Raw genomic sequence first — 25,676 nt, forward strand, 5'->3', positions numbered from 1 at the left:
AATAAAAAATATTGAAGAAAAGTCAGATTTTCACTCAAGATGCGCCAAATATGGCTTTTCGACTAGAATCTAGCCCCGTGTCCATACCCACTTGGAGCATTCACAATAGACGCAGCTAATCCTATAGCCCTCGGATCGGAGGCCGCAGTAAGGATATTTGTTTGTTTATCCCAGGTAATCGCTTGCATATCGCCATAGTATCGCTCTAATTGTATGAGATGATACCCCATGGCTTTTAGTGCTTCTTGAATTGCCGGAGGAAACGTGTCTGGTTCAAATTGCAGCACATCAGGTAAATACTGATGATGGAAGCGCATCGCGGAAACCATACTAATCGCACCATATGCATCGTGAAACACTAACGAGGCAATTAAAACCATAGTAGGGATACGACTTCCTCCAGGTGTGCCCAAAATGGCCACACGATTGGGTAATTCAAGGAATGTAGGGGTCATGCTGGATAATGGTCTTTTTCCAGGAGCAATTGCATTTTTATCGCCACCAACCAGGCCAAAAACATTTTCCACGCCAACTTTGGTAGAAAAATCATCCATTTCATCGTTGAGTAAAACACCAGTACCCTCGGCGACAACACTGGAGCCAAAAATATAGTTTATGGACATAGTCGCGGCAACACGATTACCTTCAGCATCAATAATAGAGATATGCGTCGTATTTGAAATATCAGTTTGCTTGGCTGGGTGTTGTTTGGCTTGTCCTTGTAGCACCATACTAGGCAGTGCTTTATTGGGTGAAATTAATGTACTGAGCTGCCTCCCATTCTCTGCAGCAAGTAACTTCTCAACAGGAATCGTCACAAAATCAGGATCTCCCAGGAAGCGCTCACGCTGCCAATACGCCAAACGCATAGACTCTACCAGGTAGTGTACCCATTGTACTTTTGAGAATGAAGACAGAGGATAGTGAGACAATATATTGAACATAGTCAATAACGCAATGCCTCCTGCTGAAGGTGGCGGTGACGTTATGATTAACATGTTATGAAACGCGCCAATCAATGGCTCACGAACTTTGATCTGATATTTAGTTAAATCCGTAAGCGACCAAATCCCTCCCGCAGCATTGACTCCCTGAACCAGACGCTCTGCAACCTCTCCAGCATAAAAACCTTGTTCTCCTTGTTCAGCGATTAACTGTAAAGTATGAGCCAAGTCAGCTTGAATTAAACGTTCCCCAATACGATAAGGGCGGCCATTTTTCAAAAAAATTTTCGCGGTAGAAGGATATTTTTTGATTTGTTCTAATCGCTCTTCGTTCTGCAAAAATGCATTTAATTGTTTATCAACCAAAAAACCTTCTTGTGCTAACTTAATGGCAGGGGCTAGCGTTTTTGCCAATGGCAAGCGCCCATAATTTTTTGCAATGTACACTAACGCTGCTGGCTCACCAGGAATTGCAGCAGCAAGCCCGCCATTTAGGGATAATCCGGGTATTACATGTCCATCAGGCGCCAAATACATGTCTTTCTTTGCAGCCTGTGGTGCAACCTCTCTTCCATCAATAAAAATATTTTTATGCTGACTTTCGTGATGCAGTAACCAAAATCCTCCACCACCCAGCCCACTGTGGTATGGTTCAACTACAGCCAATACAGCTGATACCGCAACTGCAGCATCGAACGCATTGCCCCCGTTGGCTAAAACTTCAAGTCCGGCACTGGTTGCTAATGGATTTGCACTGGCTATAGCATAACCAGGCGGAAGAGTGTTATTTTGTCCGGCAACAGCATGCGTAGGAAAATATAAGAAATTGATGCTACTGGTAATCAGGCAAAACCCTTGAAAGAGCTTTCTAAGATTCATGTTCACTTTGTCTTTTTTGAAGTTCTCTAACGACACAAGAAGGAACGAACTGAGAAATATCTCCATTCAGAACTGCAATTTCACGTACTAAAGTAGAAGAAATATACATAAAGTTTTCTGAAGGGGTTAAAAATATTGTTTCTATTTGCTTCGATAATTTTCGATTCATTCCAGCCAATTGAAACTCATATTCGAAATCAGACACTGCACGCAGACCACGTAAAATAATCCCCGCATTTTGTTCTAATACAAAATCGATTAAAAGGTTATCAAACCCAAGCACGCGAACACCTGATAAATCAGCAATTGCTTCTTCTACGAGTTGAATTCTTGCCTCTAACGGTAAAAAAGGACGTTTTGCCTTATTACTTGCTACTGCAACAATAATTTCCGGAAAAATCTTAGCTGCACGTCGGATAATATCAACATGACCGTTAGTGACGGGATCAAAAGTACCGGGATAAATTGCCTTTAATTTCATATTGATTAAGACTGATTGCATATGTGGACAGTCTAGCGTATTGTTAACTGAAAAACTACAAAAATGGACTTGAGGTGATAAATGAACCATATGAAACACTTAATAATAATTCCTTTTTTCTTGTTAACCGCCTGTGCTCCTCCTCGACCTGCAGCAGAATTGCCCGAAAACAAAGTGATGCCTGTTGAGCAGCGTAAAGCAAAAACAGCAACTGTTTCTTCCTGGGAAATTCGTGGTTCTATGGCTGCAAAAAATAAAAATAAAGGATGGTCAGCTGCCATGAACTGGAAACAAAGCGGCCCAGGTGCCTATCAAATCCGGCTAATGGGACCTTTAGGTTCGGGAGCTGTACTTATTGAGAAACAAGGTGGTGCCATTACATTCCAAGATGGTCCTAAAAAAATTACCTCTCATAATGCCGATCAATTATTAGTGGAACAAACTGGAATCAGACTTCCTGTAAATAATCTTTACTATTGGGTGAGAGGACTTCCGGCTCCAGGCTCGGTTCAGTCAGAGAAACGCGATGATTACAATCATCTAGTCTTATTGAAGCAAAGTGGCTACACCATTAATTTCGCTAAATATACTTCTGCCAAAGGCATTGATCTGCCAAGTATGATCCGTCTTGAAGGTAATGGCGTCATGGTCAAAGTCGTTATCCAGAATTGGACAGTTTAAATCCAGCACCAATACAGCTCCAGATAAAAGCAAAGTTAGAATTTTTTCTAACTTTTGCTTTTTATAGGCTAAAACCCTAAGCCATATGATATTCTCTTTGTAATGTCAACTACTGTCTCTACTTAAAAATAAAAAAAATTATTGCTTTCAAAGTTGACATGTACCCAAAAGCACTGCAAAATACGCAACACATTTGCAGGGATGAACGCAATTTTTTTATAATGGATGATTGTAAGAATCTGCAAATTTTAGGGGTGTCGCCAAGCGGTAAGGCACAGGGTTTTGATCCCTGCATACCTAGGTTCGAATCCTAGCACCCCTGCCACATTCTTGTTGATTCAAGTAAACAGACAGCAGAAGATAACCTGGAAGGATGCGTTCTCGTAATGCTCAAATAATAATAATATCTTTTTGGCTGTCTTCTGCTATGTGTTTAAGTTAATGATTAAACCTAAATCTAAAGGCTTTTTACACATGTCCACAATGATGATTTTTGCCGGAAATGCAAATCCGGAATTAGCTCGACAAATTTCTTCTCATTTACAAATACCTATTGGTCAAGCCACTGTTGGTACTTTTAGTGATGGAGAAACAATGATTGAAATTCTTGAAAATGTCCGCGGTAGAGACGTTTTTATCATTCAATCAACCTGTGCTCCAGCAAGTAATAACCTAATGGAGCTTCTGACCCTAGCTGATGCACTAAGAAGATCTTCCGCTGCTCGCATCACTGCGGTAGTTCCTTATTTTGGTTACGCCCGCCAAGATCGTCGTGTGCGCTCTGCTCGTGTGCCGATTACTGCGAAAGTCGTTGCTGATATGATGGCTTCTGTGGGGATTTGCCGAGTTCTTACTGTGGATCTTCATGCAGATCAGATCCAAGGCTTTTTCTATATGCCTGTAGACAACGTTTATGCAACGCCGATTTTGCTTGATGATATAAAAGAGCAGAATCTAAAAAGCATTATGGTTGTATCTCCTGATGTAGGCGGCGTTGTTAGAGCAAGGGCTGTAGCAAAACGTCTTGACCATGCAGAGTTATGTATCATAGATAAACGTCGTAGCGGCCCTAATAAATCTGAAGTAATGCATATTATTGGCGAACCAAAGAATAAAGACTGCATTATTGTTGATGATATTGTTGATACCGCAGGAACCCTTTGCTCTGCAGCACATGAGCTTAAGAAAAATGGGGCGCATAGTGTTAGAGCATATATAACGCACCCCGTTCTATCTGGCCCTGCAGTCAATAATATTAAAAATTCAGTCCTTGATGAAATCGTAGTCACCGATACAATTCCTTTATCCGATGAAGCACGTAAATGTGAAAAAATTCGAGTTGTCAGTTTATCAGACATGCTTGCACAGGCCATCAAACGCGTGAATATTGAAGAGTCTGTAAGCTCTATGTTTGCTGAGTGACGCAATCACTCTGTATTGAATACTGACCGTTCTTGAAAATGCTCCACTTTAGGAGCATTTTTTTTTGTTTAACCCATACTCAAACTCTGCTGCTCACCAAAATGTCTCTCTCGAGACCTATTCAAAACCTTATAGTATGTGTGGATTGTAGGCTGGTGAAATGAAGTGCAGGCCGAACTCTTTCTTTTTCATGACACGCTCACGATGCATACTGTGGATTAAAAACCCATAAAACAAGGTAAAAAAAAAGGAGCTTTATAGCTCCTCTTTTCTTTTTAACTAAAATTTCTGTTAGTCTCTAGTACCAACATATTTATCATCGAAATATCGACGTAACTTAGTTCTCAAAGTACCACGACTAATCCCCAGCATAATTGCTGCACGTGACTGATTGTACTTGCAATGTTCCATCACTGCACGAAACAATGGTGTTTCAATTTCTTCAAGTACAAATTGGTATAAGTCAACAGGATCAGTTCCCTTAAGCTCTGAAAAATATTTTTGCACTGAAAGAGTTACGCTTTCGGCCAGAGAAGCGGTGTTATCCACTACCTCGTTACTGATTGTTGTCATTATTATTAGCTCCTCCTTTTAAAAACAGTATATTACCGAAACAAGTCCGTTGAAACAAGGGTAGAACACAAAAAACTGTATTAATAATCAAGATATAATGTTCACTCTTAGAGCAAGAAGTTCTTATAAGGAGTAGGTTGTTTTTTGCAATCTACTCCTTGGATAATTACTTCTGTTGCAGTCTAAAATTTCATCATTGAAGGGTCGTATGGTTTGCCATTAATGGTGAATTTACCTTGGTCCAAACTTGCTTCAATAACAAAATCTGTGCCTTGAACAGTAATCAGTCCACTTTGCTGTAATGCATTGATTTGTTTATTTGTTTGCATTTCAGCTAATTGTTCAACAGTTGGAGCTGGTTGAGTTGTTTGAGCAGCAGTCTGGTTTGCTTGCAGTTGTTGTGTCAAAGTTTGTTGCAACTCAGGTTTTTTAGCAATTTGTTGAATCACTGATTGCTTCATGATTTCTTTCACTGCTTCTGCAGGAACTTGTAGCTTCGCTTTACCCTGGATCTTTTGCATCATTTCAAATGGATTAGCATTTTCGCCCTTAGGCAATGTTACAAAAAGGTTTCCTTCAATCTGTCCTTGGGGAATTTTGAAGCTCAGTTTAGAGATTTCAAACTCCGCACCTTTGTTAAACAATTTAGGCAGCTCAGGAAGCAAGGCAAGCATTGCTTGTTGGCGTTGCATATCATTACCATTTTGCATTGCAGTTGTTTGCTGATTAATTTTCGCCAACACATCTGCATCAAGATTTCTTAAAGCAACCTCCAGCTCACCTGGGCCATAATTTTGCCCATTTGCTAACATGGATTTTATAGCTACGTTAAAATGGGTATTAAACAGGTGCTGTTCGATGTCACTATCTGACTTAATTACCAGATCGTTAATTTCAAACAGTTTTTGATCCTTAACTAAAACATAGAAAGAAGGGAGTGTGAAGTTTGCATCGCCCAGATACAGGCCAGCAGGTGTTTCATGCAAATCATAGTCACTTGATACCTTACTTAAGGTAATCTTGGTATCATCTTTAGTAGCATTTAAGCCATCTAGCTTAATTTTGCCTTCTACTTTGCCCATACCAGAAGACATCGTTGTGCTTGAGTCCATACCTAACCATTCGAAGCTACCAGAACCATCTTTTGCAATAAGCTTAAAGTTAGGAACTTTGAAATCCACAGTGCTTTCGTTCAGGTAATTAACGAAAATACTTAAATCCAACTGGGGCTTAACGGATTCTTTAGTGAATTGAGCATCAAATTGCTCATTATATTGTTCTGGAAATGGGAAAACTGATTCAGCATACCCCAACCCAAAACGTAAACGGTTGTTAGCAAAAATAACAGGACCATGATGCACAGTTAGAGGCATCTCCATATTAAAGTCTTGAGCAGGAAGAGTTTGCGGTTGTCCATTTGCATCTTTTACTACACGTTCTGGAATATGTAAGCGCCATTTAATTTGGGCATCAGAGCTAAATAATCCTTTATGGTATTGCTCGATTTCAGCATATAATCCATTAGATTGATCAATAACTTCTATATTTTTTCTGATTGTTCTTTCAGTAAGAACCCCCATACCATAATATCCGCCTAAAATTAGAACGGCCAGGATAATTACCAATCCTGTAAATTTTTTCATTCTGTTCTCCATGTTATTAATTCGCACGCAGCAAAACTGCAGCTGAAAGTATAACAGCAAATAACATTGGAGTGCGATAAGCTTATAAAAAAACAGTGATAACTATTTTTATATCAATGAGGGCCGTTCGATTGAGTTAAAATGGGGTTTTCATTTTAGAGCACCGAACCGCAGCATACACGAACTATGTGGGTATCGGAGCATATAAAACCATGTCATTTTGGCCAAGAGTGTCGAATTAGAAACAGACCTAAAACGCCCAAAGCCTTAAGCCTGCTTAACTGGTTTACAATATGTTTCTTTAACAGTAAACGCTAAAATGAGTGCAATAACGGAACAAACTGGCAATAGCTTTAAGCCCGCTTGAAAATCAGAAAGTAGTAATGTTTCAACATTATAGGCACGAGCACCAGAAACCATATCGACTAATCGACCAACCAAGGGCTGCATTAGCGCTCCAACAAAAATCGATATCATATTAGTAAATGCGATAGACGTTCCAATCACATTTCTATCATGTATCTCAGTGGACACCGCATAGGCAATAGCAACACCAGTGTTCGTTAAACCGAAAAGGAAGAACAGTAAATATGCTGAGTTTTGACCTAATGTAGGGGTAAATACAAATAAAGTTGTGAAAATTATGCCAAAAACTGCTGAAATAATCATTAAAGGTTTACGGCGACCCATTTTATCAGAAAGCCAACCGGACAAAGGACCACTGATCCCCCAACCAATAAAGATTAATCCTGTAGCAAAAGCAGCAGCATGAGCACCTAGTCCCCGACCAAATTGTAAGTATGCAGGGCCGATTGCTTCACCAATCACTGCTGTTGGTCCAAATAAAAATCCAGCATATAAAGCATTAAGCCAGGTTTGTCTGCACGATAATATAATTTTTAAACTCTGGAGTATGCTGAGCTGATTTACAGAACGTATTTCACTTCGATGCTCTCCCGGTTTATCTTGCACAAATTGATATAATAAAGCTGCAAGTGCAATAAATAAGAAGGCAATGATCAACATACTGTGGCGCCATCCCACATTAGTCACCAGGAATGAAACTGGCGCTTCCCCTGCTGCCGCACCAAGCATACCTAAAGCTTGCGTTAAACCAGCCAGTAAACCCAGCATTGTTGGAGGGAACCAAGATGTAGCTAATCGCAGTGAACAAACAAAAGCAAAAGCCGCACTAAAACCTATGAGCATTCTACCTATTGAGCCCATTAGCAAACTATCTGCAAGACCAAAAACACAACAACCAAATGCAGTAACTAATGACATCACTGTAAGTAGCCAACGGATGCTTATGCGGTCTACTGTGAGTCCCACAGGGATTTGCATTAAAATATAAGGGACATAGAATGAAGCGGTTAAGATACCAAAGCCTGCTTCGTTAATTCCAAAATCAATTTGCAAGTAGCGATGCATTACTCCGGGTGCAACACGAGCCATATAATCAGAAAAATAGAACGCAGCAGCCAATCCCCATACTAACCAAGCAAACCCTAAATAGTTTTTTTGGTTATAAACTTCTACTCTAGACTCATGTATTTTGTTCATAAACTCTCTACGCTAATAAAAATCCTAATTGGCTTTGTTCCATTGAAGGGGTACTAACAGGTAGACACATCAAAAAACAAATCTCCAGGATAGAGCTTGTTAATATTCTATTTGCATTCCGAGTTCACTAGTACATCGTTAACGGTATGAAATAGAATCAAACCCTAATATACTTATCCAAAAAATGAGCAATAATTCTGCAAAACAAAACCTACATTATACTTGTGTTGTCATTTATTTCAACACATAGTTTGATTTCATTTTCATAGGTACAGAAAATGGTTATAATTTACTGGCATAATTTACCCGCATTTACGTAAAAAAAATGTGTTATGTGTAGAAAGCCTTCCGAGGCAAAAATGCTGACAATTTGATCTAAATATTACTAAGGCTTAAAATGAATGCTCTCGACCTTGCAATAAAAGAAGCGCTTAACTCCTCTGGAAATAACAAAGAGGTGAATAAAGCCTATATTGAGTTTATCAAAGCGAACTTTATTGTGCCTATTGAAAAAAACTCAGAAGATGATCAGCCTAATGTCTTGTTTTTACAAGAACATGAACACCTTTTCCTCCCAGTTTTTTCTGAGATAAGCTATCTTGATACTTGGGCTGCTGACATAGCAAGCGAGATAAAACTTCTTAAATTATCGGGTGTCGATTTACTTAAGGGACTTGGTGAGAACGTAACTGTATGCCTTAATATAGGCAGTGAAATATATAAAGAATTTAATCCTTCGGAAATTGCACGAATGCGATCTTTAGTACTAAAGTTTTTCAAGGATTAGTATATATCCTTCTCCCTTATGGGAGGAGGATATAGCAGAGGTTAAGCAGCATGAAACGACAACATGATGAAGCTACGTCCTCTTTAAGGATCCGCTAACTCAGAATCTATGCCACCAATTCAAATAATTGATATCCAACGATTGCTGAGGCTGCTATAGCGCCACTAATTTCGATAACCAGTGATAAAAAACTATGCTTATGATGGTGATACTCTTGATCATTTGCTGCACCCTCTTCGCTGACAGACAGTTCTTCAGCTTCGACAGCATTTAATTCAAATAAAGGCTGTTCACCTTCAATTGCGTCCCACCAACCTTCTAGCCAATGCTCTGCTTGTTGAGTTCCTTTATGGAAAGGATTGTCCTCTTCAGCAACATCGGCACGTGCACATTCATAACCAAATGCATAGCTGTCTTCATAGGTTGGATGTTCAATGTTAAAACGTAATTTAATATGTGGTAGTAAGGCTGTTATGTCGTTCATGATTATACCCTCTATTTATACAGTATTTTGCAAAATTTATACTGTTAATAATTTCTACATTTAAGTTAATTTTACGACTTTATGTTAACGCTTATTTACCAAATAAAAACATTTACTAATTCTTGACAAATTTTTTTTAAACCTAGAAAAAATAACTTTGAAAATGAGTATAGTTGTTATTTCTAATATTAATGTTGCAATTACTATGCCAAGTTTTTTTTGTCTCTTTAAAAAGCACAAAAAATAGAGTAAGAACAAAAAGAAGGAAAAAATAGATACTTGTGGCAGAACTTAACTTCTTGCCGGCAAATTTTGCCGCCAGTACCGTTTCTACTTAATTTTGCTAAGTAGCGTTCAGATTCTATTACAGATTTTATGCGCAGTAAAAAATATATACAGAGCGAGATAGTAGTTGTCAAAATTAAACCACCACCTCTGGTGCACTATCTACTATGGAGCCAAACGATGATGCTTCCATTGCCCATCGTGTTGATAATAACGAATTCTATCATGTAGACGATTATCTCGCCCTTGCCAAAACTCGATTTCATCAGGAATAACCATATACCCACCCCAATAAATAGGGCGGACTACAGGCTCTTGTCCATGTTTTTGAATTAAATCATTAAGGGAATTCTCTAATAATTCTCTTCCCTCAATTTCATGACTCTGTGGCGAAACAATCGCGCTGAATTGGCTTTTGATTGGCCTTGAGGAAAAATAAAGATCGGATTGTTCTGCATCAACTTGCTTGATTTGACCTCGAATACGGACTTGTCTTGCCATTTGCGGCCAATAAAAATTAAGTGCTACATGAGGATTATTTTGGATATGTTTTGATTTTGTACTTTGATAATTTGTATAAAAGACAAATTTTCCTGCATCCAGTCCCTTTAACAAAACTACTCTGGAGTCGGGGTACCCACGATCATCTACAGTAGACAGAACCATAGCGGTTGGATCATTTTTTTCATTTTTTAAAACGTCTTCAAACCAAAGCTTAAATTGGACAAGCGGATCTTCTGGAAGTGATTTTTCACTTAAATTCAGATCACCATATTCACGTCTTATATCAGCAATACTTCGAAAATTTGTCATGAAATACCATAAAGTGAGCTCTGAATAGCGAAATCATGTAAATCCAGAGTTATAGTGGGTAAGTGATACACCTGGATTAAGGCTTTTGCCTTAATCCAGGTGTATCTGCATCAACTACCAGCCTGTTACTTCGGCAATTGCATCACCTAAATCCGCTGGTGAACGAACTGTTTTTACACCAGCAGCTTCTAGCGCTTTGTATTTTTCAGCCGCAGTTCCTTTACCACCAGAAATAATCGCTCCAGCATGTCCCATACGTTTTCCAGCCGGTGCAGTAACACCTGCAATATAAGAAACTACGGGTTTACTTACATGTGATTTGATGTATTCAGCAGCCTCTTCCTCTGCAGAGCCTCCGATTTCACCCACCATGATAATGGCTTGTGTCTGAGAGTCTTGCTCGAATAAAGCTAATGCATCAATAAAACTAGTTCCAGGAATTGGATCGCCACCAATACCAATACAAGTACTTTGACCAAAGCCTTTATCTGTTGTTTGCTTTACTGCTTCATAAGTTAGAGTCCCAGAACGTGAAACAATACCTACTTTACCAGGCAAATGAATTGAGCCCGGCATAATTCCAATTTTACATTCGCCTGGAGTAATAATCCCTGGGCAGTTGGGGCCAATTAAACGTGCTTGAGTATTGTTTTCCAAATAGACTTTTACTTGTAGCATGTCTAATACGGGAACACCTTCTGTGATACAAACAATTAATTGAATTCCTGCCTCAGCAGCTTCCAAAATAGAATCCTTGCAAAAAGGAGCTGGTACATAAATCACGCTGGCTTCTGCTTTAGTTTCTTCAACAGCTTCACGCATGGTATTAAATACCGGTAAACCTAGATGCTTCTGCCCACCTTTTCCTGGTGTGACCCCACCAACCATACGTGTGCCATAAGCTATCGCTTGCTCTGAATGATAGGTGCCTTGTTTTCCTGTAAAACCCTGGCACAGTACTTTAGTATGTTTATTGACCAATACACTCATTGTTAACCTCGAAATTTTTAGTAATTAACCTAAAAAACACCGTTGAATCTTAGTAAGCACTGTTAATGTACTTTATAGCTCGTAAATTCAACTGAGTTTTTTATGATTAGGCAACAGCTGCCACAATCTTCTTCGCAGCATCAGTTAAACTGGTTGCAGCAATCACATTCAAATCACTTTTATTTAAAATATCAGCGCCGAGTTGCGCATTATTACCTTCAAGACGTACTACCACAGGAATTTTTACATCCACTTCTTTCACTGCAGCAAGAATACCATCGGCAATGAGGTCGCAACGAACGATACCACCAAAAATGTTGACTAAAATACCTTTAACTTTTTCATCAGAGACAATAATTTTCAATGCTTCACTGACTCGTTCTTTAGTCGCACCACCACCTACATCTAGGAAGTTAGCTGGCTCGCCACCGTGAAGCTTAATCACGTCCATAGTCGCCATAGCCAAACCTGCACCATTTACCATACAACCAATGGAGCCATCTAAAGGAATATAATTTAATTCCCAGTCACTGGCACGATTTTCTCGTTCATCTTCTTGAGTTGTATCGCGCATACTTTTTAATTTAGGTTGACGATATAATGCGTTACCATCAATGTTAATCTTCCCGTCCAAACAAATTAATTGTCCTGGCTTTGTTACAACTAATGGGTTGATTTCTAACAAACTCAAATCACACTCAACAAACATTTTACCCAATCCCATCATCAAATGAGTAAATTGCTTAATTTGCTCATCTTGTAGGCCCAATTTAAAACCTACTTCACGGCATTGGAATGGCATGACACCAACTAATGGATCGACAATAACCTTGAAAATCTTCTCAGGGGTCTCTTCTGCTACTTTTTCTATTTCAACACCACCTTCAGTCGACGCCATAAACACTACTCGTCGAGTTGCGCGATCAACAACAGCGCCAAGATATAATTCTCTACCAATATCACATGTTTCCTCAATGAGCACCGCATTAACTGGCTGACCATGAGCATCTGTTTGATAGGTCACGAGACGAGTACCTAATAATGCTTTTACCGCTGCAGCAAGTTCATCTTTGTTCGCTACTAATTTCACACCACCAGCCTTTCCTCTACCGCCCGCGTGAACTTGTGCCTTAACAACCCAACGATCAGTAGATAGCTGTGAAGCGACTTGTACTGCGTCTTCAACACTATAAGCTACCTCGCCCTTAGGAACGGGTAAATTGTAGCTAGCAAATAATTGTTTAGCCTGGTATTCATGTAAATTCATTGCAATTACCTTTCTAAAAAAAAGCAAAACCCGTCAAAGCTCATAAGTGTCAATTGATGCATAGTAACCTGGGCAAGTATAAAAACGCTCCCAGACTCACTATCGATGAATTAAAACTGCTGGGATCCAACATTGTCTTCACCCAGAGTACATTTATGTGTCAATACGAATCTCGCTGTTACATTTCATTAAACATTAAGTAAAAGACGAGCAGGATCTTCCAATAATTCTTTAACACTCACTAAAAACTGTACCGAATCTTTACCATCAATCAACCGATGGTCATAAGACAAAGCAACATACATCATAGGACGAATCACGATTTGTCCCTTTTCTACTACAGGTCTATCTTCAATTTTGTGCATTCCCAAAATCCCGGTTTGGGGTGGATTAATAATTGGCGTAGCCAATAATGAACCAAATACCCCTCCGTTAGTAATGGTAAAGGTACCTCCTTGCATATCTTCCATTGCTAATTTGCCTTGTCTCGCTTTTGTTGCTGCATCATTAATCGCCAACTCGATATTAGCCATGCTCATTTGATCTGCATCACGGATAACTGGGACAACCAAGCCTCGTTCAGTGGATACCGCAATCCCGATATCATAAAAGCCATGATAAACTACATCCTGACCATCAATAGAAGCATTGACTGCAGGAAAACGCTTCAATGACTCAACAACTGCTTTGGTGAAAAAGGACATAAACCCAAGTTTAACGCCATGCTTTTTCTCAAAAGTATCTTTGTATTGAGCACGCATATCCATTACCGCTTTCAAATTGACTTCGTTAAAAGTCGTCAACATGGCTGCATTATGCTGTGCTTCCAATAAACGTTCAGCAATTTTAGCTCTTAAACGAGTCATCGGCACTCGGCGTTCTTCACGTAACCCCATAGGTGCACTTTGTGTTGGTTCTTTTTTGCTTTCTGCCGATTTAGATGTTTTTTCTCTACTAGATTCTATATAAGAGAGGACATCTTCTTTGGTGATACGACCATCCTTGCCACTACCTTGGATTTGTCCTGGCTGCAAGTCGTGTTCTGCCATCATGCGACGTACAACAGGGCTAGTTGATTTATCTTCCTTAGCACTTACTTTATCACCTTCTGCTTCATCACGCTCCTTCGCAGTTTCCGTTTTCTTTTCTTCTTTAGCTTCAGAGCCAGAACCTTCTTTTATTTTTGCTAATAACTGGCCAGAATTTACTGTATCACCTTCTTTAAACATGATTTCGGCCAGTATCCCATCAGCCGGAGCAGGGACTTCTAATACGACCTTATCTGTTTCTAGATCCAGTAAATTTTCATCACGGGTAACTTTATCACCTACTTTTTTATGCCATGCAGCGACAGTTGCATCAGCAACTGATTCAGGCAAAACAGGTACTTTGACTTCAATAGACATGGTTATACCTTCTTATTTTATTAAATTCGTTAACACACTGTAATCTGAGGTCAAGACAAATCCATAGCTCAGACTACGATAAACTTAAATTCAGTCCAATAAAGCTTGCTCTACTAAAGCTTGTTGCTGCTGGGCATGCAACGCCGGACTTCCTACCGCAGGTGCCGCAGCAAACTCTCTTCCTGCATAGTGTAAAGTTTGTTCAGGAAGCAAACAGTCTACTATATTATGCTGAGAAGAAAACCATACACCCTGGTTTTGTGGCTCTTCTTGGCACCAAATCACCTTCTTGGCTTGAGGATATTTATCGAGTTCCGCAGAAAGTGCTTTTTTGGGAAACGGATATAATTGCTCAATTCGGACTATAGCAACGTGATTTAACTCTTTATCACGACGCATTTGCAGCAAGTCATAATAAACTTTTCCACAACACAGCACTACTTTTGTCACTTTTTTTGCATCCAGAACATCAATTTCCGGAATAATAGTATGGAATTTACCTTTAAATAAATCCTCTAAAGGAGAAACCGCTAACTTATGGCGTAACAGACTCTTAGGGGTCATGACAATTAATGGCTTTCTGAAATTACGAATGACTTGTCTTCTTAACAAATGGAATATTTGAGCTGGTGTAGTTGGTGTACATACTTGCATATTATGCTGAGCACAAAGTTGCATGTAACGTTCCAGACGCGCAGATGAATGCTCAGGCCCTTGACCTTCATATCCATGGGGCAATAACATGACTAGACCACATAAGCGGCCCCATTTTTGCTCGCCAGAACTAATGAATTGATCGATAACCACTTGCGCACCATTGGCAAAATCACCAAATTGCGCCTCCCAAAGTACTAGGAAATTTGGCGCAGAGGCAGAAAAGCCATATTCAAAAGCTAACACTGCTTCTTCTGAAAGCACTGAATCGATTACCGAAAAAGGTCGGTTCAGTTCATTAGTTATTTGCTCGATAGGAACAAATGATTCGCCCGTTTCGACATCATGTAATACCGCATGACGATGAGCAAAAGTTCCTCTTCCAGAGTCCTGACCTGATAAACGTACGCCATAACCTTCTTGAACTAAACTAGCATATGCCATCGTTTCAGCGTAGCCCCAGTTCATCGGTAATTCACCAGCAGTCATTTTATCGCGTTCACTTAATAAACGCTGAACTACTGGGTGTAATGCAAAGCCCTTAGGTAATGCATTTAATTGTTTGGCTAAATTTTTTAAATTCTCTTTAGAAATTGTGGTATCTACCTTATCGGTCCATTTTGCATTGACATAAGGAGTCCAATCCACAGCATATTTGCCTTCATAATCCCCATGAACTAAATCAACGACTGCTTTACCCTGATCCAAAGAATCACGATAAGCATCAACTAGTTTTTCAGAATCCTGACTGCTTAGTATGCCTTCTTGGATCAGCTGATCGGCATAAATTTCGCGTAATGGACGCATGGATTTAATTTTTCGATACATGGACGGTTGAGTTACTGCAGGCTCATCTGCCTCATTGTGACCATGGCGTCGATAGCAAACAAGATCAATGACTACATCTCGCTTAAATTTCATTCTGAAGTCAAAAGCCAGGTTAGTCGCAAATACAACTGCTTCAGGATCATCACCATTCACGTGAATAACAGGTGCCTGTACCATTTTCGCAACATCGGTACAATATAAAGTAGAACGTGCATCCAAAGGATTGCTGGTAGTGAAACCTATTTGGTTGTTAACCACAATGTGAACTGTACCGCCAGTAGAATAACCGCGTGCCTGAGAAAAGTTAAACGTTTCCATGACAACGCCTTGTCCCGCAAAAGCAGCATCTCCATGAATCACCACAGGAACAACTTTTTCCTTTTTAATGAGATCATTACGTCGACCTAAACGTGAGCGTACAGAGCCTTCTACCACTGGCCCAATAATTTCTAAGTGTGAGGGATTAAAGGCCAAAGCCAAATGAACTACTGAACCCGAACCTGTTTTTATATCTGAAGAAAACCCTAAATGATATTTCACATCACCAGTACGTTCGTATTTTATTTTTCCTTCGAACTCTTGGAACAGCTGATTAGGCTCTTTACCTAATACATTAACCAGCACATTTAAGCGGCCTCTATGAGCCATACCGATGACCACTTCCTTAACATTATCTCGTCCAGAACAGGCAATGATTTCTTTCATCATGGGAATTAAAGAATCGCCCCCTTCAAGAGAGAAACGTTTTTGCCCCACATAACGGGTACCTAAATAGCGTTCTAAACCGTCTGCAGCAATTAAGTCCTTTAAAAGGTTGAGCTTTTTTGTTGCATCTAGATTAAGGCGACCACGAACAGACTCCATTCGTTCTTGTAGCCATTCGACTTCTTCCGTATTAGAGATGTGCATGTACTCAATACCAATACTGCCACAGTACGTTTGGCGCAAGGCTTGGTATATATCATCCAGAGTCATTTCTGGGCCATTAAATGTTGTACCTGCAAAAAACTTACGCTTTCTATCTACATCAGATAAGTGATGATAATCCAATTCCAATGCGGGTACTGGAGTACGCTCCGCCATTTCAAGAGGATCAAGTTTCGCCGCATGATGTCCTAATGAACGGTATGCGTTAATTAAATCTGCAATTCTAAATTGTTGGCTATCTGAAGATTGGACAACCGGTATTGCTTTTTTATCTGCATTCTGCAAAAAATAATCGCGAATTTCTCTGTGTGAACGTTCCTTTTCAGCACCATTAACCTTGGGTAAAGCACTAAATACTGCTCGCCAATCGGATGAAACCGAACTAGGATCAGCAAGATAATCTTCATACAGGCTATCAACATATGCCATACTTCCACCAGATAAATAGGAAGAAGCCCATTCTTTTTGCAGATCGGAACTGCTCATTTTCTTTCTCTCCAAAGGGTATTAATCACTACCACCATTAAATTGGTAAGTACTCAGCCCCTATCAGGTAGCGATTGTATTTGACGCATCTTGCGGGAAAGTTTTCCTAATCAATGCTTACATTTTGGTGTATGTGGCACTTGCTTAGAAAAATTTTCTCACAACCTGCGCTCAAATCCAAACATTCACCCAAACATTAACATAGAGGACCTGAGTTACTACTTAAATTGGCTATTCCACTCATCCCCGTGGATAAAACAGCTATCCCCGCAAAAGCGGGGATCCATCCTTATTCTGGTTTCGAGCTCATTTTCAAGGTAATTCTCATTTTATGAAAATGAATTGCCCATTTTAACGGCTCTTACCAAGTACCTCAAAAGTACCATTAGGTTTCTTGTGTCAGCATCTGCAAGCGAATATCAGCAATTGCTTTCATTGGATTGAGACCTTTCGGACAAACGCTCGTACAATTCATAATGCTTCGGCAACGGAACACACTAAACGGATCTTGTAATTTATCCAGGCGGTGCGCTGTTGCAGTATCACGACTGTCTGCTAAAAATCGTCGTGCCTGTAATAATCCAGCTGGGCCGACATATTTTTCTGGATTCCACCAGTATGAAGGACATGAGCTGGTACAACACGCACATAAAATACACTCATACAAGCCATCAAGCTGCGCACGCTCTTCCGGAGATTGTAAACGCTCTTGAGCTGGTGCCACGTCATTATTTTGTAAATAAGGCTCTATACGCTCGTACTGTTGATAAAATTGAGACATATCAACAACCAAATCACGAATGACTGGAAACGCGGGCAAAGGACGAACAACTATTTTGTCTGTGTTCAGCTGGGACACATGCGTAATGCACGCCAAGGCATTAGTCCCATTAATATTCATACCATCTGAACCACATACCCCCTCGCGGCATGAACGTCTATAGGTTATGGAGGGATCCTGCTCTGCTTTCAAACGCTCAAGTAATGTGAGCAACATAGGATCACTTTTAGCTGGGATCTCCAACTCATAATCTTTCATATAAGGCTTAGCATCCACCTCAGGATTATAGCGATATATTGATAGGGTCAATTTTCTACTATCTGCCATGTAATCTATCCTCGTTAGTAAACGCGTTCTTTCGGCGCAAAAGGCTCGACATGCTTAGGTGATGCATTAACTGGACGAAAATCAATCTTCTCACCTTCCTCAAAATATAGCGTGTGTTTAATCCAGTTTTCATCATCGCGTTTTGGATAATCTTCACGGCTATGAGCGCCACGACTCTCAGTACGCACAATCGCGGACTGCGCTGTAGCGTATGCAGTTGCCATTAAATTATCCAGCTCTAACGCGCTGACTCGTTCTGTATTAAATACATTGCTTTTATCTTCTAATTTGGCATGGGCCAAGCGCTCACGTAAAGCCTGTAAACGTTTTAAGCCAGAGGCCATCACTTCACCGGTGCGGAATACACCAAAATCTTCTTGCATCACACGTTGCATTTCATCATGAATCACCGCAGGGCTTTCGCCATCTGTTGAATTATTCCATCGATTATATCGTTGCAAAGATGAAGCAATATCATCATCACTGATATAAGTCATTTCCGGTAATTGATTTGACTGCCATAACTCTTCAACATGTATTCCCGCCGCACGACCAAAAACAACCAAGTCCAGTAACGAATTACCACCCAAACGGTTCGCACCATGTACAGAAACACAAGCACATTCTCCTACCGCATATAAGCCTTCTACGATATGTTCCGCACCATTAGTTTTCGTAAGCACTTGACCATACATATTTGTTGGTATTCCACCCATACTGTAGTGGCATGTAGGAACTACTGGAATCGGCTCAACAATTGGGTCAACTCCAGCAAATTTCATAGATAATTCACGAATTCCTGGCAAACGCGACATAATGAGATCGGCTCCCAGATGATCCAGTTTTAACTTAACGTAATCAACTCCTTTAGGATCAAAACCTTTACCTGCACGTATCTCAAGAGCCATGGAACGCGCAACCACATCACGAGAAGCGAGATCCTTAACTCGCGGTGCATAACGCTCCATAAAGCGTTCACCGTCTTTATTAATTAAATAACCACCCTCACCGCGACAACCCTCAGTCACTAAAACGCCTGCTCCAGCAATACCGGTAGGATGAAACTGCCACATTTCCATGTCTTGTAATGGAATGCCTGCTCTGAGTGCCATCCCAAAACCATCACCAGTATTAATAAAGGCATTGGTTGTAGATTGGTAAATACGGCCTGCGCCCCCAGTTGCCAAAATACATACCCTGGATTGGAAAAATACTACTTCACCAGTTTCAATACACATCGCAGTAACACCGGATATGTGACCATGAGCATCTTTAACGAGATCAAGAGCATACCATTCGCTAAATACGTGCGTTTTTGCTTTTAAATTTTGTTGATACAGTGTATGCAGCAAGGCATGTCCTGTTCTATCTGCTGCAGCACAAGTACGCGCTGCTTGCTCACCACCAAAATTTTTTGATTGGCCACCAAACTGACGTTGATAGATTCTTCCATTATCCATACGCGAAAAAGGTAAACCCATGTGTTCGAGTTCATATACCGCTTCTGGACCTGTTTTACAGAGATACTCAATTGAGTCCTGATCACCAATGTAATCAGCACCTTTCACTGTATCATACATATGCCAACGCCAATCATCTTCATGAGCATTTCCCAATGCACAAGTAATCCCGCCTTGAGCTGATACTGTATGTGAACGCGTTGGAAATACTTTGGATAAGAGTGCGACTTTTAAACCAGAATTTGCCATCTGCAGTGCAGCACGCATTCCCGCTCCGCCTGCACCAATAATTACTGCATCAAATGTGTTACGTGCAATTGCCATGCTACTGCCCCCAAAGGATCATTAAGCCCCAGACAAATTGACTAAGGAGCCATAAAACGACTAACATTTGTACTGATAAACGCAGAGCAGTACACTTCATATAATCTGTAGTCACTGTCCAAATACCTATCCATGCATGCAATGAAAGAGCAAACAATGCAATCAGTGACGCGATCCGAACTAATACATTAGAAAAAAGGGCATGCCATTGTGCAAAACCTAGTTCCGGATGCGTTAACAAGAATCCAATAATAAAAAAAGAATAAACAGCAAAATAAACTGCGGTGACTCGTTGAATCAACCAATCTTTTAGCCCATTACCTGTTAAGCTGGTGACATTATTTACCATATCCAGATTCCTAGAAAAATTGACAAAATAATGGCAAGAATAATGACTAAAACAGCGGAACGCCGACCGGCATCAAGATGCTCACCAAACCCCATATCCATCACAAGATGCCTAATCCCTGCAAGTAAGTGATAAATCATTGCTGCACCAAATGCCCACATTATCATCTTATAAGCAGGATGCGACAACAAACTTTTCACTTGGGTAAAGGCCTCTTCTGATTGCACTGATTGGCCAAAGATATAAAGCATTATGGGTAACAGTAAAAATAAAACCACCCCTGAAATCCTATGTAAAATAGACGATATCGCCATAGGGGGATATTTTAAACTACCCAAATCCAGATTAACGGGTCTTTTTTTGTTCACTGTGAGTTTCTTCCTTAATGAGAAAAGTTAATTAAATAAAGCACAAATGCGAAGTATAGCACTCTGTTTTTATCACGCAAGATTAAGTCGATACGGATTCTTAACTTACCGCTATCTAATCCAAATAAATTCGTTCACTGCTGCTATTTTTTAAAAAATCTTTTTACGCGAAAAAATATTTAGTAAATTGAAGATAAAAAATGAATCAATGTGATTTTGGTTGTATAATTAACATACATTTATTACGTTTAGGCATCACTTATGGCAATATCTGACGATCCAAATGCACGACTTATCTATTGCGTCTCCAAAGGGCTTGTTAAAACCGTACACAATATTGTAAATGATAATGATATAAAGCGAATTCAGAGAATTCAACCAAAAGTCATTGAGCAAGCAATAAAAAATATATTAGATGCAACAAAATCTGGGCACTTAACTATTGAACAAATCAATAAACAAGGAGAAATTCTTACCTTACTATGCAACCTACCAAAAAATGTTCCTCAACCCAACCCTAAGATTGCAGCAACTGCATTGGCAAAATATGCTGAATATCGACAGAATCAACTAGATGAGGAACTGACAAATTTAATTCCCAATGGGAAGGTAAAAGAGAGCGATTGGGCTGCTGTCTTTGCGTATATTCAAAAACATAAGATGCAACCTTCTCAGGCATCCATAGGGTATTTATTACGCGTGGCAGGAGCCAACGGGCAATGGGATAACGTTAAACCCCTATTAAGCCATCGAGAGCCTGATTGGAGAATGGCAGGTGAGTTACTCTTTATGGCAGTAAAAGCGGGACAACTTGATGTGGCGAAGCAGCTTTGTGATTTGTCTCAAGAGAATATGCCCAATGTGAATGGCATTAAACGCGCATTGAAAGAAGCAAAAAAAGAAGGGCATCATGAAATTGCCAGTTATCTATCTTGTGAACTCATACATCAGAGTAATTTAGAAAAAGATCCTTTAGTACTGACACAAGCCCTACTTCAAGATTATGTGGCGCATTCATTTGTAGGAAGTAGTTTATTCAGTACTCAAGTAAAAGCGGTGAAAAATATCCTGTCACAAGTAAAACGTGCAGCCGCACAAGAACATGATGACACCTCAAGAAATCAAGCCGTACTCGATAGTGTTCAATTATTACAAAAAGTTGTGGGTGATAATAAAGAATTACGCGGGTATGTTGATTACATTAAAGCACACAGTGATAAGCCTGAAGAATCTCCTTCTCTAAAAGCTGAACTTTGATTGCTTAATATTCTGAACTGAAAGCCCTCATTTCAATAGGGCTTTTATTTAGTAGGCCGCATAGAAGAGCCTCTTGGTTGCTTATAAGTGTCACGTGGCGCTTCAAGCGGATACCCGTATTTGTCTGCGTTCTGTTTAACAATTTGTAAATAGCGTTCACCCCATGCGCCCGGATCAAAGTTAGTTACTACAACGTTATAGGGTAAATTGATAATCGATTCAAAGGCTTTTCTTTGAGGAAGTAAATGTCCACCAAAAGATACTTGCACTTCAGTTTCTTTATCAGTACCCCCGTCTTTTAAACGCTCAACCAAGATATAAATCATTTTTTCTATGGTCATATAGAGCTTATACATGGACATCCCAGCAGACAACATCTCTTCACTTTTGGAAGTCGACAATTTTGATCCTGAATCAAGAATAGGATATACGAATTCGTACTCATTTGTTCCTTGAATTAGTTCTGGCTTGATAACGATTGGAGGTGAAATAAGATCTACATATGGAGACACAATATAAAGTTGAAAATCAGCCCAACGCCACCAAATTTGATAAACCCGCTCAACTAAGGTTATAGGATCATTTAAATCCTCTTGCATTTGCAGTTTACGCAAATCAATACTGTTCTCAGCGTTCTCATCAAAACTTTCTAGATATTCTGCATTTTCGTCAGTAGTAGGGAAATCTGGTTCATCAGCCATTTGCATACCACATATAAATCAAGCCTATACGTCTATATTAGCCCAAATTTAATGAATGAGCACGAAAGTTAAATGCGCTTCGGTAAAAAATCCGAAAAAAATGTGACTACATGCGCATAAGGATCTGATTTAGCTCAATAGACCTAGGTATTGATAATATTCAGGGGCGTTAGTACGACACTTAAAGCATGTACTTTGGCAGTTTGCTTTTTCCTGGCATTTTCGGATTACTCCCTTGCCAATCCATAAATCAAGCATAGGTTGTAGTGCAGGGAGATCCAAATGAAACTCTCGAGTCAATTGCTGAGTACTCACGACTCCTTGACGGCAAATGTAATCACGTATTTGCAACAGCATTATTCCTCCGCATATTTCGTTTGCTGTATTGGCGTAATCCAATTACAAAAAACAGAACCAATAAGAACACAATGATTTCAAGAGCACCTTGTTCTGAACTCTGAATCCACTTAGCAGATTGATAAAACAAAACGGCTATACCATAAGCAACAGCAAAAGACCAAGCCACCGAAATCCACATATACTTTCTATTGGCTTCTTGTCGAATTACTGCCATTGTCGACACACATGGGATATAAAGAAGTACAAACAACAGATAAGCATAGGCACCTATTTTACCGTCAAAACGTTGTGCCATAATGCCATATACAGATTGAGATACTGGACTATCCGCAGCACTAGCCAATACAGGATTTGCTAAAGCAGAGCCCAATTGCGCCAAATTCTGCGGCACAGACCAAAAAGCGGCTTTGATTCCTGCCCAAAAATCAAAATGAACGGCAGCGATTTCTCCCACATGCCCTACCTGAGCATAAAGTGAATTTAACGAACCCACCACTACCTCTTTAGCCAACATCCCCGTTAACAAGCCCACTGTTGCTGGCCAATTGTCTTGATGAATTCCCATGGGTGCAAATAAAGGGGTAATCCATTGTCCCATTAAAGAAAGCAATGATTGAGTACTGGCTTCACCTGAGTTAATCCCACCACCCAAAGTAATGGCATTCAAACCACCTAAAATAACACAAATAGGCACAATTAATTTTCCTGCCCGCACCACAAAAAAACGCAGTCGCATCAAAGTTTCTTTAAATAAGCGCTTGAATGTTGGCTTATGATAAGCAGGCAGTTCCAAAATTAATGGGGACGCATGTCCTTTTAAAGCGGATTTGCGCAAAAGGAATCCTGTTAATACAGCCATCAAAATCCCTACGAGGTATAATGAAAACACTACGTTTTGTCCACCCGATGGGAAAAAAGCAGCGACAAATACGGCATAAATCGCCAAACGAGCACTACAGGACATAAAAGGACTCATCATTACCGTAAGTAAGCGGTCACGCTCTGAATCCAGAGTTCGTGCCGCCATAATTGCCGGAACATTACAACCAAAACCAACAATCATTGGCACAAAAGACTTTCCGGGCAACCCCATCATACGCATTGCTTTATCGACGACAAAAGCTGCTCTGGCCATGTATCCTGATGTCTCCAATAAGGACAAAAAGAAGAACATCGCCGCAATCACTGGGATAAAGGTTAACGTAGTATTTATGCCTTTACCAACTCCGTTTGCCAATAAAGCAATCAACCAATTGGGCGCATGAATCTGCTGCAATAACCAAGCGGTCCCTTGAACGAATATCGTATCCGTGCTGATATCGAAAAAATCCTGAAACGCGCCACCTATGTTGATCGCGAATAAAAACATCAAATACATCATGGCAAAAAATATAGGGAGAGCAAAAAAGCGATGCAACATAATCTTATCAAGCTTTGCAGTAAAATCCTCGCTGGCATCGCTTCGCTTTTTCTGTACGGTTGTTACCATGTCATGTATTTTCTGATATCGGGCATCAGCTAATAAGACATCGAGATTAGGCTCTGCTTCGCTCAGTAAAGTTATATCTTTGGTAAGTGCCTTATCTAATAACAACTCATCTCCCTCTGCCAGCCTGCGTGCATAATAATAAGCGAGGGGTTGGCTATATCCTGCTTGACTTAACGTATCTTCCAAAGCCATTAAGGTGTGTTGCACCGTTTTGGGCACAGGCAGTGCCCAGAGGGTATGCTCTTGAGGCAGGTGAGTTAATGCCTGCATTAAGTGCGAGAGACCAATCTTTTTATGGGCTTGAATGGGAATAACAGGACAACCCAATTGTTGGGACAACAGATTAATATCTATAGAGATCCCACGCTGCTGAGCAATATCCATCATATTTAGAGCCAGCACTACGGGTTTGCCTAGCTCCAAAATTTGCGTCGTTAAATATAAGTGACGTTCCAGATGACAGGCGTCGATCACATTAACAATACAGTCTGCCTCCATAGTTACAACTGAATGAGCAGCAATGTGCTCATCCTGACTGATGCCATTGGCATTGGCTACTAAAGAATAAACCCCCGGCAAATCAGTCACTTCAATTCGCTGTTGCCCTACAAAGAATTCTCCGGTTTTCTTCTCAACCGTAACGCCGGGCCAATTTCCTATTCGCTGATTGTCACCGGTTAATGCATTAAATAAGGTGGTTTTGCCACAATTAGGGTTTCCTACTAACAGCACTTGAGTCATATACGCTCCAAAATCAATTGACTCGCTTCTTCCTTACGCAGGGTTAAAGCAGTTCCTCTGACTTCAATTTGTATAGGACATCCTAAAGGTGCAATGCGGACCACTAAAAGTTCCGTACCGCAGGTCACGCCCAAAGACAAAAGCCTGCGTCTATATTGCATATCAGTTGTACCAAAATCGGTTAACCGTACTCTATCACCAGGTACTAACTCTGTAATTTTAATCATGTCCTAACAGCAAATAGTGAAATAAATTTGATCTTAGCACAAATGAAATCGAGAATCATTCTCAATTAAGAAAAAAATTATACATTTTTCCTGTCAGAAAAAACCTGTAGCCTGGGTGCAGCGCAGCGAAACCCGGGGTTACGAGATTGATAAACTGCTGCGTTCCCGGATTCTGCTGG

23 protein-coding genes and 1 tRNA gene are annotated in these 25,676 nt (G+C 40.1%); 5 read left to right on the forward strand and 19 right to left on the reverse strand.

Annotated features, from left to right (window positions below):
• Window positions 1-62: 62 nt before the first annotated feature.
• Together ggt and coaD are read right to left on the reverse strand one after the other, a co-directional pair.
• Complete coding sequence (gene ggt, locus BGO44_RS17770; protein WP_058510557.1) at window positions 63-1,823, reverse strand: gamma-glutamyltransferase; 1,761 nt, start codon at window positions 1,821-1,823, stop codon at window positions 63-65.
• On the reverse strand, window positions 1,813-2,325 hold the full coding sequence (gene coaD / locus BGO44_RS17775; protein WP_058510558.1) for a pantetheine-phosphate adenylyltransferase: 513 nt from the start codon (window positions 2,323-2,325) through the stop codon (window positions 1,813-1,815). The genes ggt and coaD overlap by 11 nt, the downstream gene beginning before the upstream one ends.
• Before the next feature lie 60 nt (window positions 2,326-2,385).
• Here coaD and lolB point away from each other — a divergent pair, with 60 nt between their 5' ends.
• From lolB to BGO44_RS17790, 3 genes are all read left to right on the forward strand, one after another.
• Window positions 2,386-2,985 carry a lipoprotein insertase outer membrane protein LolB gene (gene lolB, locus BGO44_RS17780; protein WP_058510559.1) on the forward strand — a complete coding sequence of 200 codons (600 nt, stop codon included), beginning with the start codon at window positions 2,386-2,388 and terminating at the stop codon, window positions 2,983-2,985.
• A gap of 250 nt (window positions 2,986-3,235) precedes the next feature.
• Window positions 3,236-3,310, forward strand: a tRNA-Gln gene (locus BGO44_RS17785).
• A gap of 149 nt (window positions 3,311-3,459) precedes the next feature.
• Entirely contained in the window at window positions 3,460-4,407 is a 948-nt protein-coding gene (locus BGO44_RS17790; RefSeq protein ID WP_058511691.1) for a ribose-phosphate pyrophosphokinase, read from the forward strand.
• Between the two features lie 291 nt (window positions 4,408-4,698).
• On the opposite strand, the gene BGO44_RS17795 is transcribed toward BGO44_RS17790, so the two are convergent.
• From BGO44_RS17795 to BGO44_RS17805, 3 genes are all read right to left on the reverse strand, one after another.
• Window positions 4,699-4,980, reverse strand: coding sequence for a helix-turn-helix domain-containing protein (locus BGO44_RS17795; RefSeq protein WP_003633193.1), 282 nt, complete (start codon window positions 4,978-4,980; stop codon window positions 4,699-4,701).
• A 182-nt stretch (window positions 4,981-5,162) separates the two neighbouring features.
• Window positions 5,163-6,623 carry a YdgA family protein gene (locus tag BGO44_RS17800; protein WP_058510560.1) on the reverse strand — a complete coding sequence of 487 codons (1,461 nt, stop codon included), beginning with the start codon at window positions 6,621-6,623 and terminating at the stop codon, window positions 5,163-5,165.
• 267 nt (window positions 6,624-6,890) lie between these two features.
• Entirely contained in the window at window positions 6,891-8,186 is a 1,296-nt protein-coding gene (locus BGO44_RS17805; protein WP_058510561.1) for an MFS transporter, read from the reverse strand.
• Between the two features lie 397 nt (window positions 8,187-8,583).
• Here BGO44_RS17805 and BGO44_RS17810 point away from each other — a divergent pair, with 397 nt between their 5' ends.
• Window positions 8,584-8,973 (forward strand): SseB family protein, encoded by a 390-nt coding sequence (locus BGO44_RS17810; protein ID WP_273199275.1) that lies wholly within the window; start codon window positions 8,584-8,586, stop codon window positions 8,971-8,973.
• Between the two features lie 106 nt (window positions 8,974-9,079).
• Here the strand turns inward: BGO44_RS17810 and BGO44_RS17815 are convergent, their stop codons facing one another.
• The 10 genes from BGO44_RS17815 to sdhC all read right to left on the reverse strand — a co-directional run bounded on the left by BGO44_RS17815 (window position 9,080) and on the right by sdhC (window position 20,722).
• Window positions 9,080-9,457 carry a hypothetical protein gene (locus BGO44_RS17815; RefSeq protein ID WP_058510563.1) on the reverse strand — a complete coding sequence of 126 codons (378 nt, stop codon included), beginning with the start codon at window positions 9,455-9,457 and terminating at the stop codon, window positions 9,080-9,082.
• Window positions 9,458-9,907: 450 nt separating this feature from the next.
• Window positions 9,908-10,555, reverse strand: coding sequence for a pyridoxamine 5'-phosphate oxidase (pdxH, locus tag BGO44_RS17820; protein WP_058510564.1), 648 nt, complete (start codon window positions 10,553-10,555; stop codon window positions 9,908-9,910).
• A 114-nt stretch (window positions 10,556-10,669) separates the two neighbouring features.
• Window positions 10,670-11,545 (reverse strand): succinate--CoA ligase subunit alpha, encoded by an 876-nt coding sequence (gene sucD, locus BGO44_RS17825; protein ID WP_058510565.1) that lies wholly within the window; start codon window positions 11,543-11,545, stop codon window positions 10,670-10,672.
• A gap of 106 nt (window positions 11,546-11,651) precedes the next feature.
• A complete protein-coding gene (gene sucC / locus BGO44_RS17830) occupies window positions 11,652-12,812 on the reverse strand; it encodes an ADP-forming succinate--CoA ligase subunit beta (RefSeq protein WP_058510566.1) in 1,161 nt (386 codons plus the stop codon).
• A gap of 188 nt (window positions 12,813-13,000) precedes the next feature.
• Window positions 13,001-14,218 (reverse strand): 2-oxoglutarate dehydrogenase complex dihydrolipoyllysine-residue succinyltransferase, encoded by a 1,218-nt coding sequence (gene odhB / locus BGO44_RS17835; protein ID WP_273199280.1) that lies wholly within the window; start codon window positions 14,216-14,218, stop codon window positions 13,001-13,003.
• A gap of 90 nt (window positions 14,219-14,308) precedes the next feature.
• Complete coding sequence (locus BGO44_RS17840; RefSeq protein WP_273199283.1) at window positions 14,309-17,113, reverse strand: 2-oxoglutarate dehydrogenase E1 component; 2,805 nt, start codon at window positions 17,111-17,113, stop codon at window positions 14,309-14,311.
• A 385-nt stretch (window positions 17,114-17,498) separates the two neighbouring features.
• The gene (locus BGO44_RS17845) at window positions 17,499-18,221 is read right to left on the reverse strand and encodes a succinate dehydrogenase iron-sulfur subunit (protein ID WP_058510569.1); all 723 of its coding nucleotides are present in this window, start codon (window positions 18,219-18,221) and stop codon (window positions 17,499-17,501) included.
• 14 nt (window positions 18,222-18,235) lie between these two features.
• Complete coding sequence (sdhA, locus tag BGO44_RS17850) at window positions 18,236-20,005, reverse strand: succinate dehydrogenase flavoprotein subunit (RefSeq protein WP_273199285.1); 1,770 nt, start codon at window positions 20,003-20,005, stop codon at window positions 18,236-18,238.
• A gap of 1 nt (window position 20,006) precedes the next feature.
• Complete coding sequence (sdhD, locus tag BGO44_RS17855) at window positions 20,007-20,354, reverse strand: succinate dehydrogenase, hydrophobic membrane anchor protein (RefSeq protein WP_058510571.1); 348 nt, start codon at window positions 20,352-20,354, stop codon at window positions 20,007-20,009.
• A complete protein-coding gene (sdhC, locus tag BGO44_RS17860) occupies window positions 20,348-20,722 on the reverse strand; it encodes a succinate dehydrogenase, cytochrome b556 subunit (RefSeq protein WP_058510572.1) in 375 nt (124 codons plus the stop codon). Before sdhC ends, sdhD begins: the two co-directional genes overlap by 7 nt.
• Window positions 20,723-20,983: 261 nt before the next feature.
• On the opposite strand from sdhC, the gene BGO44_RS17865 reads away from it, so the two are divergent.
• Window positions 20,984-21,979, forward strand: a complete 996-nt coding sequence (locus BGO44_RS17865) for an ankyrin repeat domain-containing protein (RefSeq protein ID WP_058510573.1) — start codon at window positions 20,984-20,986, stop codon at window positions 21,977-21,979.
• 44 nt (window positions 21,980-22,023) lie between these two features.
• Here BGO44_RS17865 and BGO44_RS17870 read toward each other — a convergent pair whose 3' ends face one another.
• From BGO44_RS17870 to BGO44_RS17885, 4 genes are all read right to left on the reverse strand, one after another.
• Entirely contained in the window at window positions 22,024-22,680 is a 657-nt protein-coding gene (locus BGO44_RS17870; protein WP_058511692.1) for a hypothetical protein, read from the reverse strand.
• Window positions 22,681-22,809: 129 nt separating this feature from the next.
• Window positions 22,810-23,037, reverse strand: a complete 228-nt coding sequence (locus tag BGO44_RS17875; RefSeq protein WP_273199288.1) for a FeoC-like transcriptional regulator — start codon at window positions 23,035-23,037, stop codon at window positions 22,810-22,812.
• Window positions 23,018-25,270 carry a Fe(2+) transporter permease subunit FeoB gene (feoB, locus tag BGO44_RS17880; protein WP_273199290.1) on the reverse strand — a complete coding sequence of 751 codons (2,253 nt, stop codon included), beginning with the start codon at window positions 25,268-25,270 and terminating at the stop codon, window positions 23,018-23,020. Before feoB ends, BGO44_RS17875 begins: the two co-directional genes overlap by 20 nt.
• Window positions 25,267-25,497, reverse strand: coding sequence for a FeoA family protein (locus BGO44_RS17885; protein WP_058510575.1), 231 nt, complete (start codon window positions 25,495-25,497; stop codon window positions 25,267-25,269). The genes feoB and BGO44_RS17885 overlap by 4 nt, the downstream gene beginning before the upstream one ends.
• Between the last annotated feature and the right edge of the window lie 179 nt (window positions 25,498-25,676).

It is taken from the genome of Legionella sp. 39-23 (assembly GCF_001897665.1).
In the GTDB taxonomy this organism is placed as follows: Bacteria; Pseudomonadota; Gammaproteobacteria; order Legionellales; family Legionellaceae; genus Legionella; species Legionella steelei.